Raw genomic sequence first — 15,436 nt, 5'->3', positions numbered from 1 at the left:
TTAAACCTCGATTCCTCTCTCCTTGATAAGCATTTCAGCAATCCTAAACTCTAATAAAGTATCGATATCAATTGACCTTTCTTGCGGCATTTCTACCCCCTTTGTCACGCCGCCATACATTCCCCTACCGTCCATCAAGAGCTCTGACCTCACCATATAAATAGCTCCATTGACAATATATGGTAATTCTAAGGATTGTCGGGTTGGCCCACATTTGGGCTGCTTCATGAAATCCTCTAAAGTACCATCTGGACGCATAAATTTCATCCACTGTGGAGGTTCTGAGACCTCTCGCACCGAAACTACAGTATCAACACCTCCTTGTTTTGCCACATCAATAACAGAGGAGATATCTTTTTGATCTCTCAAAGGGCTAGTTGGCTGAAGCAGCATCACCCAATCATAGACCTCACTATAACACTCTTGAGATTGCTTAAGCGCATGCTCCATCACATCTTCGCCCGATGCATTACAACTAGCTAATCCGGCAGGCCTCATGAATGGGACACTGGCTCCACACATTCTTGATACATCTGCGATCTCATCATCATCTGTACTCACGATTACACGAGAAAACACTCTAACACCCAATGCTAATTCAATGGTCCATGTAATCAACGGCTTCCCAGCCAAGTACTTTACATTTTTTCTAGGGATCCCTTTCGAGCCCCCTCTAGCTGGAATTACCACTAAAACATTCATCTTTTAATAACTAAATATTCGATACCACATAAAAAGTAAATTATAGATAAAATACCTCTTCCACAACCTCCTTGGCTCCTTACACAATCGATAAAACCACTCCATGCCAATACTCTGCATCCAACTCGGCGCTTGATCTACTTCTCCTGCATGAAATGCGAATGCGGCTCCGATGCCGAAATAGCAGCCTGGAGGCAATTGCTCTTTATGTGCCGCAATCCAACGTTCTTGTTTTGGGCAGCCGAGACCGATCCAAATCAGATTCGCGCCGGACTCTACAATTTTTTCTCTAATTCTCTCAAACTCATCTTCAGCCCAATCGCCAAATGGTGGAGAGTAACTGCCTGTTATTTGTGAAGCAGGATATTCCTTCTGAAACCGCTGATGAAGTTTATCCAGTGTACTCTGTGCGCCACCTAGGAAAAAATGCTTCAGCTTTTTATTTTCTGATGATGCTTCGATAGCTTTTAACATCAAAGTCGGCCCATAGACCCTATCAGTGAGTTTACCTGTAAGCTTTACACTCTCACAAGTATGACCGCTTCCCTCTTTTTCCTCTACACTTTTTCCTTTTGCCAAGGCTCGATTGATTGCCCAGATCAAAGGCATTCCGTCAGGACAAATAAGGTCGAATTTCGACATGACTTCGCCAAAGTCCTTCTCGTGGCGCGCTAGGGCAGCTACATGCGTATTAGCTGCTTCCACGGCATACGCACAGTCATCTTGTAATGCCTTTTCAAAAACCCACGCTATCGCTGATGCATAATCAATAACAGCAACTGGCAAGCCGATTACATCGACAGTATAAAATGGTTTAGACAAGGGATTAAAAGCGGGCTCCTTATTTACCTAACAATTCTTTAAAATAGTGGATCGTCTTATCGAGTCCATCATCTAAGGAAATAGTTGGTTCCCAGTCTAGATGTTCTTTCGCCATGCTGATGTCTGGTTGGCGTTGCTTCGGGTCATCGCCTGGTAGTGGATGGTATGTCAGCTTTGAAGAGCCTCCCACTTTCGCGAGAACTTGCTCAGCGAGCTCAATCATCGTAAATTCGTTTGGATTGCCGATATTGATTGGGCCAATTATTTCATCCTGATTCATGAAACGCGAGAACCCTTCAATAAGGTCATCAACATAGCAGAATGATCGAGTCTGTGAACCATCTCCATAAATGGTGATATTTTCACCACGAAGCGCCTGCACGATAAAGTTAGAAACCACTCTTCCGTCATCCGGATTCATGCGAGGTCCGTAGGTGTTAAAAATTCTAACAATACGAATATCCACTCCGTTTTGGCGGTGGTAATCGTAAAACAGAGTCTCGGCGGCGCGCTTGCCCTCATCGTAGCAAGAGCGAATCCCTATCGGATTCACATTCCCCCAGTAGCTTTCTGGCTGTGGGTGCACGTGTGGGTCGCCATACACTTCTGAAGTCGAGGCCTGGAACACTCTGGCTCCAGTACGTTTAGCTAAACCAAGGGTATTGATAGCCCCCATCACTGAGGTCTTAATCGTTTTGATCGGATTGTGCTGATAGTGAGGCGGCGATGCTGGGCATGCCAAATTGTAAATCTGATCGACCTCAGCTTTAAACGGGTCGATCACATCATGACGCAAGAGCTCGAAGTTTGGGTTTCCTAACAGATGCGTAACATTCCTCTTAAATCCCGTGAAGAAGTTATCGAGACAGATTACTTCATGGCCTTCATTGAGAAGGCGCTCGCAGAGGTGAGAACCTAGAAATCCAGCTCCTCCAGTTACTAGTATGCGCATAATGGTAAGTTAAAAATATTTAATTGAAAATGGCTCAAGTTGTTTAAGCCTTTAGAAAACTAGCAATTGCTTCAATCACTTCATTTTTCTGATCAAGTGTGAGCTCTGGATAGATCGGGATGCTGATCACCTCTAGAGCTAACTGCTCACAAACTGGAAGACCTGTTTTAGGCAAGTCACTGAAGCATTCTTGTTGGTGCAATGGAACCGGATAGTAGGTATCACAGCCAATCCCATTTTCTGTGAGGTGTGCACGAAGTGAGTCGCGCTGACCTCCGAGCACACGAATCGTAAACTGATTCCAAATATGTTCATTGTGCTCATACGCCACGGGGAGAACTAACTTGATCCCCGCAGCCTGATGACGGAAGTTTTGCGACTCTATACATCCACAGTCTTGTTGCTGGGCTTGAGTGACACCATCAAGCAGCGAAAGCTTCTCCACGTAATACTTCGCATTCGCTTGGCGCTTCTCTGTGTAACTATCGTATTCACGTAATTTCACGCGCAACAGAGCAGCTTGCAGTGCATCGCAGCGGAAATTACCTCCCAAGTACTTATGATAGTACTTCGGGTTCATTCCGTGATTCCGTAGCATAAGTGCCATTTCAGCGAGCGCATCATCATTAGTGACCAACATTCCCGCATCACCAAAACCTCCTAGGTTTTTTGATGGGAAGAAGGAATACGCGCCAAAGTCGCCGATAGAACCGACTCCCTTGCCTTTGTATTTTGCGCCAATTGCTTGAGCGCCATCTTCGATAACTTTCAATGCATTTCCAGAGGCAAAACTCATTACCGCATCCATGTCAGCAGCTTGTCCAAAAAGATGCACAGGCATGATAGCCTTCGTCTTCGCCGTAAGCTTTTTCGCCGCGTCAGTGAGATCGATATTGAAACATACTGGACAACTATCAACGAATACTGGAGTCGCACCCGTACGCGCAATACAGCCAGCTGTTGCAAAAAATGTAAAGGAAGGGCAAAGCACTTCATCTCCCTCACCAATACCTAAAGCCATCAAGGCTAACAGAATAGCATCTGTACCAGATGAAACCGAGATAGCATGCTTCACGCCTACCATTTCCGCCACTTCTCGCTCGAAGGCTTCCATTTCTTCACCCATGATGAAGCGACCAGATTGCAAGACGCGATCAAAGGTTGCTCTTAGCTCATCTTGAAGCGGGAGGTTCTGTGCATTTACATCGAGAAGTGGTACTGGCATGAAAATTGAATTATTGTGAACTACATCTTAGGAATACTCCTAATCCGTTGCGTTCTTTTACGACGAGATAGGAGGGCAAGTCCACCCATACCTAATAAAATCGTAGAGGTGGGCTCTGGTACTGATGTTATCGAAATGGAATCGAAGCTCATACCATTACCGGAAACATATTCCAGCTTGAATACATCAGACGAGGTGAACGCGATGCTTGGCGAAACTGTGTTTGCTGAATAATCAACAGCTCCACCTCCATTTTTAGTTAAGCGAATATAGTCTGAGCCACCAACTGAGGAAAACGTTAGCTGATCTAGCAATCCTGTAGCATTAAAGCTAAAGCTCAAACTCTCAGCGCCAGCCACACCATCGATTTCAGCGGTTAAATCACCTGAGTCAAAATGATTCACACCAAACGCGTTCGCGGTTTGGTTAAGTGAACCTTCTGTTGAGGTCATAGTTAAAATCACGCCATCCACCTCATACAAGCCAGCCTCAATACTGGTTGTTCCAGTAAGATCGCGAAGATTAAAAAGAACTATTGCAGCTTGAGCATTCGCCCACAAAACTGCACCGACAACGAACACACAATAAGTCGTTTTCATTGTAAGTTTTTCTAGCAAATATCTCCGCTTTGGCTAGAACATTCTGTTAGAAAAACTACTCTCGGATATTTGAGAGCAGAGATAAAGCCCGTTAGATATACTCTAACGGGCTTGTATAAATTACACAACCATACCAGCAGCAACGGTCTCGTTGGTGCTCGCATCGACAAGAATGAAGGAACCTGTGTGACGGTTCTTAGTATACGAATCAATATGAAGCGCTTTCGCAGTGCGAAGCTTAATACGACCGATGTCGTTCATACTGAGAGTCTGCACATCTTCCTTCTTATGGAAATTATTCACGTCCACTTGGTAGTCTAATGACTGAACTACAGCCTTTGTCTCCTGCTCCGTGTGGCGGATAATGTACTTGCCGCGTACCGCAAGTGGGCGCTCAGAGAACCAACAAACCATCGCTTCTACGTCCTGAGTCGAGGTTGGTGGATTGTTCGCCTTAACGATCATATCGCCACGGGAGATGTCAATTTCATCATCGAGAGTGATCGTAACTGACTGAGGAGCGAAAGCTTCCTCTAGCTCTCCGTCTGCTGTGTGGATAGACTTGATGGTACTCTTGAATCCAGATGGAAGCGCAAGCACTTCATCACCAGGCTTGAACACCCCACCAGCTACACGCCCCGCAAAACCACGGAAATCATGCCACTCGTTTGAGTGAGGGCGGATGACCCACTGTACAGGGAAACGCGCTTCGACGTGATTCTCACCACCACCGACGTAAACGTTTTCAAGATGGTAAAGAAGGCTTCCACCTTCATACCAAGGCATATTTTCAGATTTATCTACCACATTATCACCACGGAGTGCGGAGATAGGAATCGTAGTAATTTCAACAAGGTTACCGAGGCGGCTAGCTAGCTCACGATACTCTGCAATAATCTCTTCGTAACGCTCTTCTGAGAAGTCAACGAGGTCCATCTTATTCACCGCAACAACAATGTGCTGGATTCGAAGAAGGTTCGCTATGAATGTGTGACGCTTAGTCTGCTCGATCACACCTTTGCGGGCATCGATAAGAATAATTGCCATGTCCGCTGTAGACGCGCCAGTCACCATGTTACGGGTGTACTGAATATGACCAGGAGTATCAGCTATGATGAACTTGCGCTTAGGTGTCGCGAAGTAGCGGTAGGCTACATCGATAGTGATACCTTGCTCACGCTCGGCCTTGAGACCATCTGTCAGAAGGGCTAGATTCACTTCCTCGTCACCGCGCTTCTTTGAGCTGGTTCTGACAGCTTCAAGCTGGTCTTCGAAAATTGATTTTGAATCATAGAGCAAGCGCCCGATGAGTGTTGACTTACCGTCATCAACGGAACCTGCTGTGGTAAAACGTAAAAGATCCATGGGAAATTTGTGATTTAAGAATTAAAAAATTAAAAATTGAACTAGAGGCCTAAAAGTAGCCTTCCTTCTTACGATCTTCCATGGAGGTCTCGGAGCGCTTATCATCTGCGCGATTACCACGCTCAGTCTGACGAGCTGCTGCCACTTCCTCAATGATACCGTCGAACTCAGTAGCTACGGACTCTACCGCGCCGGTGATTGTAGCATCACCCATAGTACGGAAGCGAATGCTCTTTTTTTCGACCACTTCTCCATCACGAGGAGAAACGAACTCAGAAATGGCCAGGATTGTACCGTTACGAGTGATACACTCGCGCTCAGCGGCGAAGTAGAGGCATGGAAGGTCGATATTCTCTTCCTTGATGTATTGCCAGATATCCATTTCAGTCCAGTTTGAAAGTGGGAACACACGGAAGTGCTCACCCTGCTGCTTACGGCCATTGAAAAGATTCCAGAGCTCTGGGCGCTGATTCTTAGGATCCCATTGACCAAAGTCATCACGGTGAGAGAAAAAGCGCTCTTTCGCACGTGCTTTCTCTTCATCGCGGCGACCGCCACCAAGACACGCATCGTAGCCATGCTCTTCGATTGTATCTAGGAGAGTGATTGTTTGAAGCGCGTTACGGCTTGCATCAAGTCCAGTTTCTTCCTGCACTCGACCTTCATCGATCGACTTCTGCACAGAACCCACGATGAGACGCGCGCCGATCTTTTCAGCGTAAAAATCGCGGAACTCGATAGTTTCTGGGAAATTGTGACCCGTATCGACGTGGACCAATGGGAATGGAATACGTGCAGGGTGGAATGCTTTGTACGCAAGGTGCGCCATTACAATGGAATCCTTACCGCCCGAGAAAAGGAGGCCTGGATTTTCGAACTGTGCCGCAGTCTCACGGAGAACGTAAATCGCTTCCGCTTCAAGCTGCTTAAGATGGCTCAAATTATAATTAGACATATCTGTTAGTTTTGAGAAATTTGGGGGGTGATTGATTGTAGAAGAGTTTCGAGACTTTCTTCGACGCTTTGGTTTTCTGTTTCGATTACTAGATCAGCGTTATTGGGTTCTTCAAATGAAGAAGATTTCCCAGAGAAGTTGGCAACCTTACCGTCCTTCACTTTCGCGTAAAGCCCTTTCACATCCCGCTCTTGGCAGGCTTCGAATGACGCTTTCACGTAAACTTCTATGTACTGACCATCTCCCAGTATTTCGCGTACTTGATCGCGGAAAATATTTTGAGGCGTGATCAGAGAGACAAGAACAATAGCGCCGTTATGACGGAGGATTTTAGCTAATTCAGCAGCTCGCCGGATGTTCTCTTTACGATCTTCATCAGTAAACCCGAGACCGGCATTTAAGCCAGAACGCAAATTATCGCCGTCAAGCATAACCACATAGCGCCCTTTAACGTGTAAAGCCTGCTCTGCTGCGTTAGCGATAGTAGATTTACCCGAGCCTGATAGTCCGTACATCCACACCACCAAACCACGTTGACCTAAGAGCTCTTCTTTAGCTACTTGTGGGAGCTGTCGCTCGTATTCTGGGTAAATATTGCTCATGCTTTTATTTTGCTAAATTTCGCTTTCCAATTTGCACTTTTTTGCGGCAGCCACAGCCAAAAACGCTCGTGCATGTAATATATAAAAAACTTCAAAAAGAACTCCACCGCAGCGATCTTGCCAGCGAGCTCAGTCTCACCAGTCCACAACCAAGCTATCAAGTAGGTAGTCAGCGTTGCTAAACAACGCCAGGTGATACCTTTCATCACACTTAATCTTCTGCTGTCTCCTAGGGGCTTACTCATGACGCAGACAGCCATAAATGAGCCTTGTAACATTGGCAAGAATTATTTCATTCCTAAGTTGCCTAGTTTAGTAATGATTAAACAATGGCAACCTCAAAAAACGCTGCCGCCCTTGGTCAATCCAGCTATTTGCACTAGAAACCTTCCGAGTATTTTGCGTAATGATATTTGCGAGCTAACCACGTAAGGAATGATCAATTAGGAGAAAAACAACAGAAACTAAAAAAAGTTCAATTAAAAATGAACAATCTTAATCTTCACCTAGTTAACTCACATCATCAGGCCTCCCTGGAAGTAAAAGAGACAGTAAATCCACCTCAACCTCGCGATCACTACCTATAAAGTTTACCAGTAGTCGCACACGTTCATTCGCAGGGAGCACCTCGATCACTTCTCCCATTTGCCCGCCCAGCGGCCCATCAGCTAATTCATAGCTCTCGCCAGCCTTCACTTGGTGAGTAATCACTACCTCCTCAGCCTCACCTAACTCATCTTGCAGCTGCCCCACAAACTCTTCAGAGAGCGACGGCATGACCTCTCCAAAATGCACCACCGAGAGAACTCCCTGAGCGTATTTCACAGCTCGCCCATGCAGCGCCCTATCAAATTTCACAAAAAGGTAGCCAGGAAACATCGCCTCACTCCACCACACTTTCCCCCTACGTGTCACCTTTTGGAATCTAACCAAAGGGCAAACCACCTCCAAGCCCAGAGACTCCCTCAATGACTTTGCAGCCAATCTCTCTCGTTTCGGCTGAGAGCGAACCACATACCAGACCATCGGACTAACATCCATTAACTTGATAATATTTTCTGTAAAATTGGCAGCAAAAGGGACGCCTTGCCTCGCCATTTGTCCAAACGATTAAGGCGATCCATAAAAAATACATTCTCCACATCCACCTCTTCTCGAAGATCTGCAATCTTAACCTTGGCTGATGAAAGATGAGGACGAACTTCCTCTCGGATAAAACCACCCACAAGACTCTTCAGCTCAACATCAGCCTCGTAGTACGTCTTTCGCCCCTCATTCGCATCACATTCGCGAATTGCCCCCAAGGTCCTCAACATCTTCAGCCCCTGACTCGCTGTACCTTTACTCACTTGGAGCAGTTCCACCAAATCATCCAATGAGAGCGCCGCCTCACGGATGTAAAGTAAGCCGTAGATCTCTCCAACAGATTTAGGCAGCCCCAACACCTTCACACCATCAGCAAACAGAGCAACAACCCCTTCCTCTAACTTAGTTAAGCGGGAAGTCGCATCGTCCATGGTTTTAAATAGGGCAAAAAAAGAGCCGCCCCTCATCAGAGGAAGCGGCTCAAGAAAATTATTTACCAGAGTATACTGGAATATCCGAAAACTGTGGAAGAGGTCGGAGTGGCGGAGCTTTAGCTTCACCTGTGCAACAACCACAGGAGCTTAAGAGAACAGAACCTGCAGCAGCGGCAGCGATTGTTAGAATACGTAGTGCTTTCATAGAGTGTTATATAATTCGCAGTGCATATTGCGCTCACCAGACACCAGCGCAAGAAAAAAGCGGACTTCCCAAAGGAAAGCCCGCTTCAAATGATTTGCTAGTAGCAATTACTTAGCTGGCATCACTGGCACTGGAGTTGGCTCAGGGGATGAACCAGCTGAACCACATGAAGATGTGAGTGCGAGACCTGCTGCAGCTGCTGCGAGTGCGATTACTTTAATGAATTTCATAATACTTTTAGTTTTTATTAGTTAGCCCCTAATGGGACGTTGGTTAGATTAGCATGCCAAACATGCCGTTCCATTAGACTTACATACATCCGCAGCAAGAACTAAGGAAAGTGAGAGATGCCGCTACTGCAGCATAGAGGAAAGCTTTAACGAACTTCATGTATTTACTTAGCTGGGGCTACGTATACTGGAGTTGGTTCTGCATTACTACCACAAGAGGTAAGTGAAACGAGAGAGACAGAGGTCGCCAATACAGCGATAAGCTTAATGAACTTCATAGGTTTTTCTGGTTAATTAAATGTAAAGTTAGGTAAGTTAGTTTAACAATCTAACATGGAGCCTAAACTAGTAAACAATCCTGCTAGATGCAAGATCAATTCTAGATAATTCAATGCATTCTACTCACCTCCAACTCACACACCAACCAAACATACACATCAACTCATTCACTTGGAGCAACTTAAGCGACACTTAGCTGTACATCAAATCGATCAAAGTCCTTAAAGACAAGCATTGCCAAATCTAGAATCATAGCTATGTTCCCCGCCCACTCAACCCGAGTTCTATGACCATGAAAGAAGCTAAACACATCGCAATCGTCGGCGCCACAGGAGCCGTAGGTGAAGAAATGCTCGCTTGTCTCGACCAGCGCAACTTCCCAATCAGCGAGCTCACATTGCTCGCCTCTGCACGCTCTGCAGGCAAAATCATTCCCTTTCAAGGTAAAGACATTATTGTCAAAGAACTCACACACGATTCTTTTGAAGGCGTAGACATTGCACTCTTCGCAGCAGGTGGCGGCACCTCACTCGAGTACGCCCCTTCAGCAGCGAAAGCTGGAGCGATAGTGATCGACAACTCTTCAGCCTATCGCATGGACGACGAGGTTCCTCTCATTGTGCCAGAAATCAACCCAGAAGCAGCGAAAGAAGCGACAAAAGGCATCATAGCCAACCCAAACTGCACCACCATCATCTCCCTGATGGCACTCTACCCACTGCATAAGAAATACGGCCTAAAGGCTATCATAGCTTCTTCCTACCAAGCCGTTTCTGGCTCAGGTGCTCAAGGCATCGCCGAACTTAAGCAACAGTGCGAAGCAATCGCGAATGGCGGGGAAATAGTTTCCGAAGTCTACCCGACACAGATCGCTTTCAACGTGATCCCACAAGTCGATGTCTTCGAATCTGACCATTACACTAAGGAAGAGATAAAGATGCTCAATGAGTCACGTAAAATCCTTAAGCTTCCTGAACTGAAAGTCACCTGCACATGCGTACGCGTCCCAGTCTATCGCTCACACTCAGTCTCGATCACTGCTGTATTTGAAAATACACCAAGCGTAGAAGACGCACGCGCAGTTTACGCGGACTACCCAGGAGTCGATGCCAAAGACGATCCGTCACAAAACATCTTCCCAACTCCACTCGACACCACCCTCAAGGACAACTGTCTTGTAGGGCGTATCCGTGAAGACAAGGTTATCGATAACGCGCTCGCTCTCTGGGTCGTTGGCGATCAAGTCCGTAAAGGCGCAGCTCTCAACGCTGTCCAAATCGCAGAAATTCTCTAACCAGTTTCTTACTGGAACAGATCAAGTATTTAGTTGGTAGTTCGAAGCTACTAACTGCCAACTTTAAACTACCAACTTCCCACACCATCGTGAGCGAGCTCAAACCTTGGCTGAAAGCCCAACAAGAAATCGTAGATGCTGCGCTCGGCTCTCTCCTTCCAGCCGAAGACACACGCCCATCCACCATCCACAAAGCCATGCGTTACAGCATGTTTGCTGGAGGTAAGCGCCTGCGGCCGATTCTTTGTCTCGCTGCTGCAGAAGCATGCGCTGGTGACGAAAAGTCCGCACTCTTCCCTGCTGCCGCGGTCGAAGTCATGCACACCTATTCGCTAGTGCACGACGACCTCCCTAGCATGGACGACGATGATCTTCGCCGTGGTCGCCCTACTTCTCACGTCGTCTATGGCGAAGGCATAGCCGTACTCACTGGTGACGCCTTGCTAACTGAGGCATTTACCATCGTCGCGCAAACTCCTGCTACCGAGCGCTACAATGCGCGCGACTACGTACTCGAACTTTCCGAAACTGGCGGGAGCAGAAAACTCATCGGCGGCCAAGTCCTCGACCTCGAAGGTGAAGGCAAAGACCTCAACCAAGAGCAACTCGTTCACATTCACGAAGCGAAAACTGCAGCCCTGCTCTGCAGCTCACTCCGTCTCGGCGGCATGAGTGCCAACTGCACTGCCCAGCAGCTTCAAGCTCTCACCGACTTTGGCTACAACCTAGGTCTCGCATTCCAAGTCATCGACGACATCCTCGATGTCACGCAGACCACTGAACAACTAGGGAAAACGGCAGGCAAAGACGAGTCTGTCGCGAAATCCACTTACCCGGCCATTCTTGGCCTCGAGGAATCCAAGGTCGAAGCTGCGCGACTCACTCAACTAGCACTCGATTCCCTCAAGCCTCTTGGCGAAAAGGCTTCCCGTCTCGAGCAAATCGCGCGCTACATGCTCGAACGCGAGTATTGATTCGCCCTAGACGACAGAGCAAAATCTGAGCATACTTCCACCATGCTCAAAACTCTATTTCTCACCACCTTCCTTCTCTATCCTCTCGCCTTTGCGGATGATGTTAAAGACACGTGGCATGAACTCTCCATCGTCAGCCAAAATGCTGGCTACCGCATTCACATGCTAGGTGTCGACACTGGCGAGCCGAACCCAAAGGACTTTGCGCAACAAATCGCCGCGATTAACAAAAATCTCGATTCCTTAGTCGAAAAAGGAATTCTCGTAAAAAAACATTTTGAGCTGAAACCCGAGCTCGATATCCAAGAATCAGTTATAAAATCCGTAAAAAAACTCGTCGCTAAATATGCGCCAGAATACGGTATCTATGTCATCCAAGAAATGATGGACATCGGCACCCGCCAGCATCTTTCTACCTTCGTTGAAAATGCCCCTTTGATCCTCAACGCTCGCATGCCACAAGGCTTTCTTAATGAGCTAGAAGCCCTCCTAGAAAAAGAAGGTTACAAGAAATAATTACACATCGCTGAGCCGCCACACGTGAATGTAGTACATCTCCCGTAGCAGAAACTGCCACTGGCTCTTTTCAGAACGATACATACTGGTGCGTGTTGCTGAAGGCTTCGCAACAACATCGTGCTTCTTGGCAATCGCCAACGCACGCTTAAGGTGCCACGGATCGCTTACTAAAAGTGCATTATTGATCCCCTGATCATGCATCAACTTCTCAGCTTCGATAATATTCTCCTCAGTCGTTTGTGACTTTTTTTCTAGTAGAATATCATCCTCTGGTATGCCCTTTTTCACACAATAATCGTAGGCTACCTCACTCTCTGAAAACTCAGCATCCTTACCGTAGCCGCCGGTTAGAATAAGCGTTTTCACCCGACCTTCCTTGTAGAGCTTTATCGCGTGGTCGATGCGAGCTTGAAAGACTGGCGATGGCTTCGTGTGATAGGCGGCAGCACCTAAAACGATAGCACAGTCAGCTTTCGAGCCATCATCACCATAGCCGATGTGATTGATCGACCAAGCCTGCCAGCCCATATACGCAAACAAACACACAGAAATAAGCGCAACGATCTTAAATCGGCGCCTCCAACTTTCGGTAAATGAACTCTTCTTAGCCAATAGGTATAAGGCACTCAGCCTCTCCAGAAAAATAACACCGAAAATCTTCTAACCAAGGTTTTTATACGCCTCTATTGCAAGCCGCATACCCTTCGCCTTTTGTAACGTTTCCTCGTATTCCGCTTGTGGAACTGAATCCGCCACAATCCCAGCGCCCACGTGATAATGCAGCTCATTCCCATCACGCACCAAGGTGCGAATCACGATATTGAACTGGCTCTGACCGTTGAAGCCAAAGTAGCCCACAGCCCCAGTGTACAACTTGCGCGGCACCTCCTCTAATTCCTCGATAATCTCCATCGCTCGCTTCTTCGGAGCACCAGTGATACTTCCACCTGGGAAACACGCCGCGAGCGCCTGCACTTGACCCACGCTTTGCGCTAACTTGCCAGAGACAGTGGATACGAGGTGATACACTTGCTCGTATTTCTCAAGCTTCAGCATCGCCTCTACCTGCACAGAACCAAACTCGCACACCTGTCCAAGGTCGTTGCGCTCTAGATCCGTAATCATTACTAGCTCAGCGACTTCTTTCTCGGAGGTCCTCAGCTCGAAAGCACTCCGCTGATCCTGAGCTGGATCATCATAGCGCGGCCGCGTACCTTTGATAGGCCTAGTCTCCACCCTCTGCTTATCAAATTTTAAAAATGTCTCGGGTGAGGACGACAATACCTCGCGATTATTTAAATCTATATAGCTAGAAAGCGGGGCTGGGGTGGTCTCTCTCAATGACCGATAAAGCCCCCATGCACTCTCCCCATGCACTTCAGCATAAAACCGCTGAGTCAAGTTTACCTGATAGATGTCACCCGAGGTAATATACTCTTTGATCGCAAAAACTTTTTCCAGGTATGCGCTCTCGTCCAACTGTGCACTAAAATCACCAATCGCAAGACGCCCCGGCTCTCCACCATCTTTAAGCTCAGAAGAAAGCCCTCCCACTTCATACCACTGCTGCTCGCTGTGAACGTAAACCAGCATTTCTGAATACACACCAAAGCAGAAATCCCCCTCGTACTCGATCCAACCACAGAGACCGCCATTGGGCAGTCCTCCCTGCTCAGAACTCTTTTCCGCAAGCACACGCTCAAGTTCAGAAATATCATCTACGTTTCCCTTCAGCACGCGAGATGGTCGAGCCCCTATCACACTAAGGATTTCACCAGCACTGTCTGGAAAATTTCCCGCGCTATCAAAAAAAACTAAACCTCCGAGATGCCTCAGGCCTGCAGCCACATCTACTGGCTGCATCTCTAGCTCTAGCTTTCTCATCTTGTCTTTCATCATTCGCCTGCAGAAACCCATACGCCATCTCTTCTTTTCCTCCAATCGAATATTCACCCTAACAACAGATCATTTAGCGAAAATCGTCCTTCCCATCCCCCGCCTCTATCCTCTAGGGTGCGTTGCTCATGGGCACATCTACCCCAGAATCGGCTGCAGTTCGGCGTCCGACCTTCGCTTTCGCGTGCGGTCTGCTCGCCTGTATTGCTTTTGCCCAGTTACTTTCTGTCGGTATCGCCATCGCCCTCCGGGTCGGAGAAACCCGTGAAGTTGTCCGTTACGTCAAGGGCGACCCAATCATCGTCTCTGTCCCCACACTGCGTGACCCCATTAACGCCACAGGTAAATCGGCTGAGCCCCGCAGTGTTGAACAGATTCTCGCCGCTTATGCCAGCGATGTTAAAATTCCTAGCCCAGCACCGCAGAACTCAGCCATACCGATCCTATCTCTCTCGAACACCCTGTCACCCAGCTCGGAGTACCTAGTCAAGAATCCACAGGTCGAGCGACTAATCGACCAAGCAATCCAAGAACATGAAAAGGGCGACATTATGACTGCCTTAGTCAAACTTGAAGAAGCAGAAGCAGTCGACGCTGCAGAACCCGCCGTTTTTTATCGCAAGGCACTCCTCTTCGAAGACATGGGTCAATGGGATCGAGCAACCAACAACTATGAAAAAATCTTCACCATGGGACCTAGCATCGGCGTACTATACCACAAAGCGGCGTTCAAACTTTCCCACGGCATTAATCCAGAGTCGAACAAGCAAGATCTTCTCGTCATCGGCCACATTCTCCACCGCATCGCACCAGATAAACTCAGCGCTCGTCTCACCATCCCGATTCGCTCTGGCAGCAACAGCGACTTCGACCCCACTCACATTTCAGTAGAGGTTCACCATTACGATCTGGTAGACAACAAACGCATTGAGCCCGTCCCCCCAGCCCGAGCTGATTCCAAAAGCGAACGCTGGCTCAACGAACCCGTCGATTGGGCGAACGGTGAAGAAATCGCTGAAGCCCTCTACACGCTGCCACCTACTAATGAAGCGAACGCTCATCTATTCGGTGATAGAAAATATTTTGGGTATGTCGCTGAACTCTACTATAAGAACGAACTCATCGACCAGCAGGCCTACCCTCGTAGGCTACATGCCACCCATGCTGAAAAGCAACACCAGCCGAACTTCGCCATGCCATTTGACATGCCATTCGACTTCCCACTCGATGAGCCTCTGCCAAATATCAACCCGGACAACCCACTGCTGCCCGCCCTCCCGCGCAACTAATACAACTC

The 15,436-nt window shown here is 47.6% G+C and carries 19 protein-coding genes; 4 read left to right on the top strand and 15 right to left on the bottom strand.

Translation table 11 applies throughout. The features are described from left to right. The 13 genes from ACSHX2_RS08575 to ACSHX2_RS08515 all read right to left on the bottom strand — a co-directional run bounded on the left by ACSHX2_RS08575 (position 1) and on the right by ACSHX2_RS08515 (position 9,177). Entirely contained in the window at positions 1-702 is a 702-nt protein-coding gene (locus tag ACSHX2_RS08575) for a cytidylyltransferase domain-containing protein (protein ID WP_435692513.1), read from the bottom strand. Between the two features lie 3 nt (positions 703-705). Then, the gene (locus ACSHX2_RS08570) at positions 706-1,524 is read right to left on the bottom strand and encodes a WecB/TagA/CpsF family glycosyltransferase (RefSeq protein ID WP_435692511.1); all 819 of its coding nucleotides are present in this window, start codon (positions 1,522-1,524) and stop codon (positions 706-708) included. 19 nt (positions 1,525-1,543) lie between these two features. Further along, entirely contained in the window at positions 1,544-2,476 is a 933-nt protein-coding gene (locus tag ACSHX2_RS08565) for a UDP-glucuronic acid decarboxylase family protein (protein WP_435692509.1), read from the bottom strand. 43 nt (positions 2,477-2,519) lie between these two features. Beyond that, on the bottom strand, positions 2,520-3,701 hold the full coding sequence (locus tag ACSHX2_RS08560) for a DegT/DnrJ/EryC1/StrS family aminotransferase (protein ID WP_435692507.1): 1,182 nt from the start codon (positions 3,699-3,701) through the stop codon (positions 2,520-2,522). Between the two features lie 20 nt (positions 3,702-3,721). Then, on the bottom strand, positions 3,722-4,300 hold the full coding sequence (locus ACSHX2_RS08555; protein ID WP_435692505.1) for a PEP-CTERM sorting domain-containing protein: 579 nt from the start codon (positions 4,298-4,300) through the stop codon (positions 3,722-3,724). A 120-nt stretch (positions 4,301-4,420) separates the two neighbouring features. Continuing rightward, positions 4,421-5,665, bottom strand: a complete 1,245-nt coding sequence (gene cysN, locus ACSHX2_RS08550; RefSeq protein ID WP_435692503.1) for a sulfate adenylyltransferase subunit CysN — start codon at positions 5,663-5,665, stop codon at positions 4,421-4,423. A 49-nt stretch (positions 5,666-5,714) separates the two neighbouring features. Beyond that, positions 5,715-6,620, bottom strand: coding sequence for a sulfate adenylyltransferase subunit CysD (gene cysD / locus ACSHX2_RS08545; protein WP_435692501.1), 906 nt, complete (start codon positions 6,618-6,620; stop codon positions 5,715-5,717). A 5-nt stretch (positions 6,621-6,625) separates the two neighbouring features. Continuing rightward, on the bottom strand, positions 6,626-7,222 hold the full coding sequence (gene cysC / locus ACSHX2_RS08540; protein WP_435692499.1) for an adenylyl-sulfate kinase: 597 nt from the start codon (positions 7,220-7,222) through the stop codon (positions 6,626-6,628). Continuing rightward, positions 7,219-7,428, bottom strand: a complete 210-nt coding sequence (locus ACSHX2_RS08535; protein WP_435692497.1) for a DUF2061 domain-containing protein — start codon at positions 7,426-7,428, stop codon at positions 7,219-7,221. Before ACSHX2_RS08535 ends, cysC begins: the two co-directional genes overlap by 4 nt. Before the next feature lie 304 nt (positions 7,429-7,732). Beyond that, positions 7,733-8,248, bottom strand: a complete 516-nt coding sequence (nusG, locus tag ACSHX2_RS08530) for a transcription termination/antitermination protein NusG (protein WP_435692666.1) — start codon at positions 8,246-8,248, stop codon at positions 7,733-7,735. A gap of 14 nt (positions 8,249-8,262) precedes the next feature. After that, entirely contained in the window at positions 8,263-8,739 is a 477-nt protein-coding gene (locus tag ACSHX2_RS08525; protein ID WP_435692495.1) for a GbsR/MarR family transcriptional regulator, read from the bottom strand. A 58-nt stretch (positions 8,740-8,797) separates the two neighbouring features. Next, positions 8,798-8,947, bottom strand: coding sequence for a hypothetical protein (locus ACSHX2_RS08520; protein ID WP_435692493.1), 150 nt, complete (start codon positions 8,945-8,947; stop codon positions 8,798-8,800). A 107-nt stretch (positions 8,948-9,054) separates the two neighbouring features. Continuing rightward, entirely contained in the window at positions 9,055-9,177 is a 123-nt protein-coding gene (locus ACSHX2_RS08515; protein ID WP_435692491.1) for a hypothetical protein, read from the bottom strand. A 571-nt stretch (positions 9,178-9,748) separates the two neighbouring features. On the opposite strand from ACSHX2_RS08515, the gene ACSHX2_RS08510 reads away from it, so the two are divergent. From ACSHX2_RS08510 to ACSHX2_RS08500, 3 genes are all read left to right on the top strand, one after another. Continuing rightward, on the top strand, positions 9,749-10,750 hold the full coding sequence (locus tag ACSHX2_RS08510; protein ID WP_435692489.1) for an aspartate-semialdehyde dehydrogenase: 1,002 nt from the start codon (positions 9,749-9,751) through the stop codon (positions 10,748-10,750). A gap of 89 nt (positions 10,751-10,839) precedes the next feature. Further along, complete coding sequence (locus ACSHX2_RS08505) at positions 10,840-11,724, top strand: polyprenyl synthetase family protein (protein ID WP_435692487.1); 885 nt, start codon at positions 10,840-10,842, stop codon at positions 11,722-11,724. A gap of 42 nt (positions 11,725-11,766) precedes the next feature. Then, a complete protein-coding gene (locus ACSHX2_RS08500; protein ID WP_435692485.1) occupies positions 11,767-12,240 on the top strand; it encodes a hypothetical protein in 474 nt (157 codons plus the stop codon). On the opposite strand, the gene ACSHX2_RS08495 is transcribed toward ACSHX2_RS08500, so the two are convergent. Next, positions 12,241-12,855 carry a YdcF family protein gene (locus tag ACSHX2_RS08495; RefSeq protein ID WP_435692483.1) on the bottom strand — a complete coding sequence of 205 codons (615 nt, stop codon included), beginning with the start codon at positions 12,853-12,855 and terminating at the stop codon, positions 12,241-12,243. 48 nt (positions 12,856-12,903) lie between these two features. Then, complete coding sequence (gene pabB / locus ACSHX2_RS08490; protein ID WP_435692481.1) at positions 12,904-14,142, bottom strand: aminodeoxychorismate synthase component I; 1,239 nt, start codon at positions 14,140-14,142, stop codon at positions 12,904-12,906. A 125-nt stretch (positions 14,143-14,267) separates the two neighbouring features. On the opposite strand from pabB, the gene ACSHX2_RS08485 reads away from it, so the two are divergent. Beyond that, positions 14,268-15,428: a hypothetical protein gene (locus ACSHX2_RS08485; protein ID WP_435692479.1), complete on the top strand. Its 1,161-nt coding sequence runs from the start codon at positions 14,268-14,270 to the stop codon at positions 15,426-15,428. The last annotated feature ends 8 nt before the right edge of the window (positions 15,429-15,436 follow it).

Source organism: Rubritalea sp., assembly GCF_051252225.1.
Lineage (GTDB): Bacteria > Verrucomicrobiota > Verrucomicrobiia > Verrucomicrobiales > Akkermansiaceae > Rubritalea.
This window is presented reverse-complemented; position numbering and strand designations above follow the sequence as displayed.

Bases quoted from the DNA above. Each gene is read 5' to 3' on its own strand.
- ACSHX2_RS08575 (WP_435692513.1), bottom strand. From the start codon at position 702: ATGAATGTTTTAGTGGTAATTCCAGCTAGAGGGGGCTCGAAAGGGATC.
- ACSHX2_RS08565 (WP_435692509.1), bottom strand. From the start codon at position 2,476: ATGCGCATACTAGTAACTGGAGGAGCTGGATTTCTAGGTTCTCACCTC.
- ACSHX2_RS08560 (WP_435692507.1), bottom strand. From the start codon at position 3,701: ATGCCAGTACCACTTCTCGATGTAAATGCACAGAACCTCCCGCTTCAA.
- ACSHX2_RS08555 (WP_435692505.1), bottom strand. From the start codon at position 4,300: ATGAAAACGACTTATTGTGTGTTCGTTGTCGGTGCAGTTTTGTGGGCG.
- cysN (WP_435692503.1), bottom strand. From the start codon at position 5,665: ATGGATCTTTTACGTTTTACCACAGCAGGTTCCGTTGATGACGGTAAG.
- cysD (WP_435692501.1), bottom strand. From the start codon at position 6,620: ATGTCTAATTATAATTTGAGCCATCTTAAGCAGCTTGAAGCGGAAGCG.
- cysC (WP_435692499.1), bottom strand. From the start codon at position 7,222: ATGAGCAATATTTACCCAGAATACGAGCGACAGCTCCCACAAGTAGCT.
- ACSHX2_RS08535 (WP_435692497.1), bottom strand. From the start codon at position 7,428: ATGAAAGGTATCACCTGGCGTTGTTTAGCAACGCTGACTACCTACTTG.
- nusG (WP_435692666.1), bottom strand. From the start codon at position 8,248: ATGGTCTGGTATGTGGTTCGCTCTCAGCCGAAACGAGAGAGATTGGCT.
- ACSHX2_RS08525 (WP_435692495.1), bottom strand. From the start codon at position 8,739: ATGGACGATGCGACTTCCCGCTTAACTAAGTTAGAGGAAGGGGTTGTT.
- ACSHX2_RS08520 (WP_435692493.1), bottom strand. From the start codon at position 8,947: ATGAAAGCACTACGTATTCTAACAATCGCTGCCGCTGCTGCAGGTTCT.
- ACSHX2_RS08515 (WP_435692491.1), bottom strand. From the start codon at position 9,177: ATGAAATTCATTAAAGTAATCGCACTCGCAGCAGCTGCAGCAGGTCTC.
- ACSHX2_RS08510 (WP_435692489.1), top strand. From the start codon at position 9,749: ATGAAAGAAGCTAAACACATCGCAATCGTCGGCGCCACAGGAGCCGTA.
- ACSHX2_RS08500 (WP_435692485.1), top strand. From the start codon at position 11,767: ATGCTCAAAACTCTATTTCTCACCACCTTCCTTCTCTATCCTCTCGCC.
- pabB (WP_435692481.1), bottom strand. From the start codon at position 14,142: ATGATGAAAGACAAGATGAGAAAGCTAGAGCTAGAGATGCAGCCAGTA.
- ACSHX2_RS08485 (WP_435692479.1), top strand. From the start codon at position 14,268: ATGGGCACATCTACCCCAGAATCGGCTGCAGTTCGGCGTCCGACCTTC.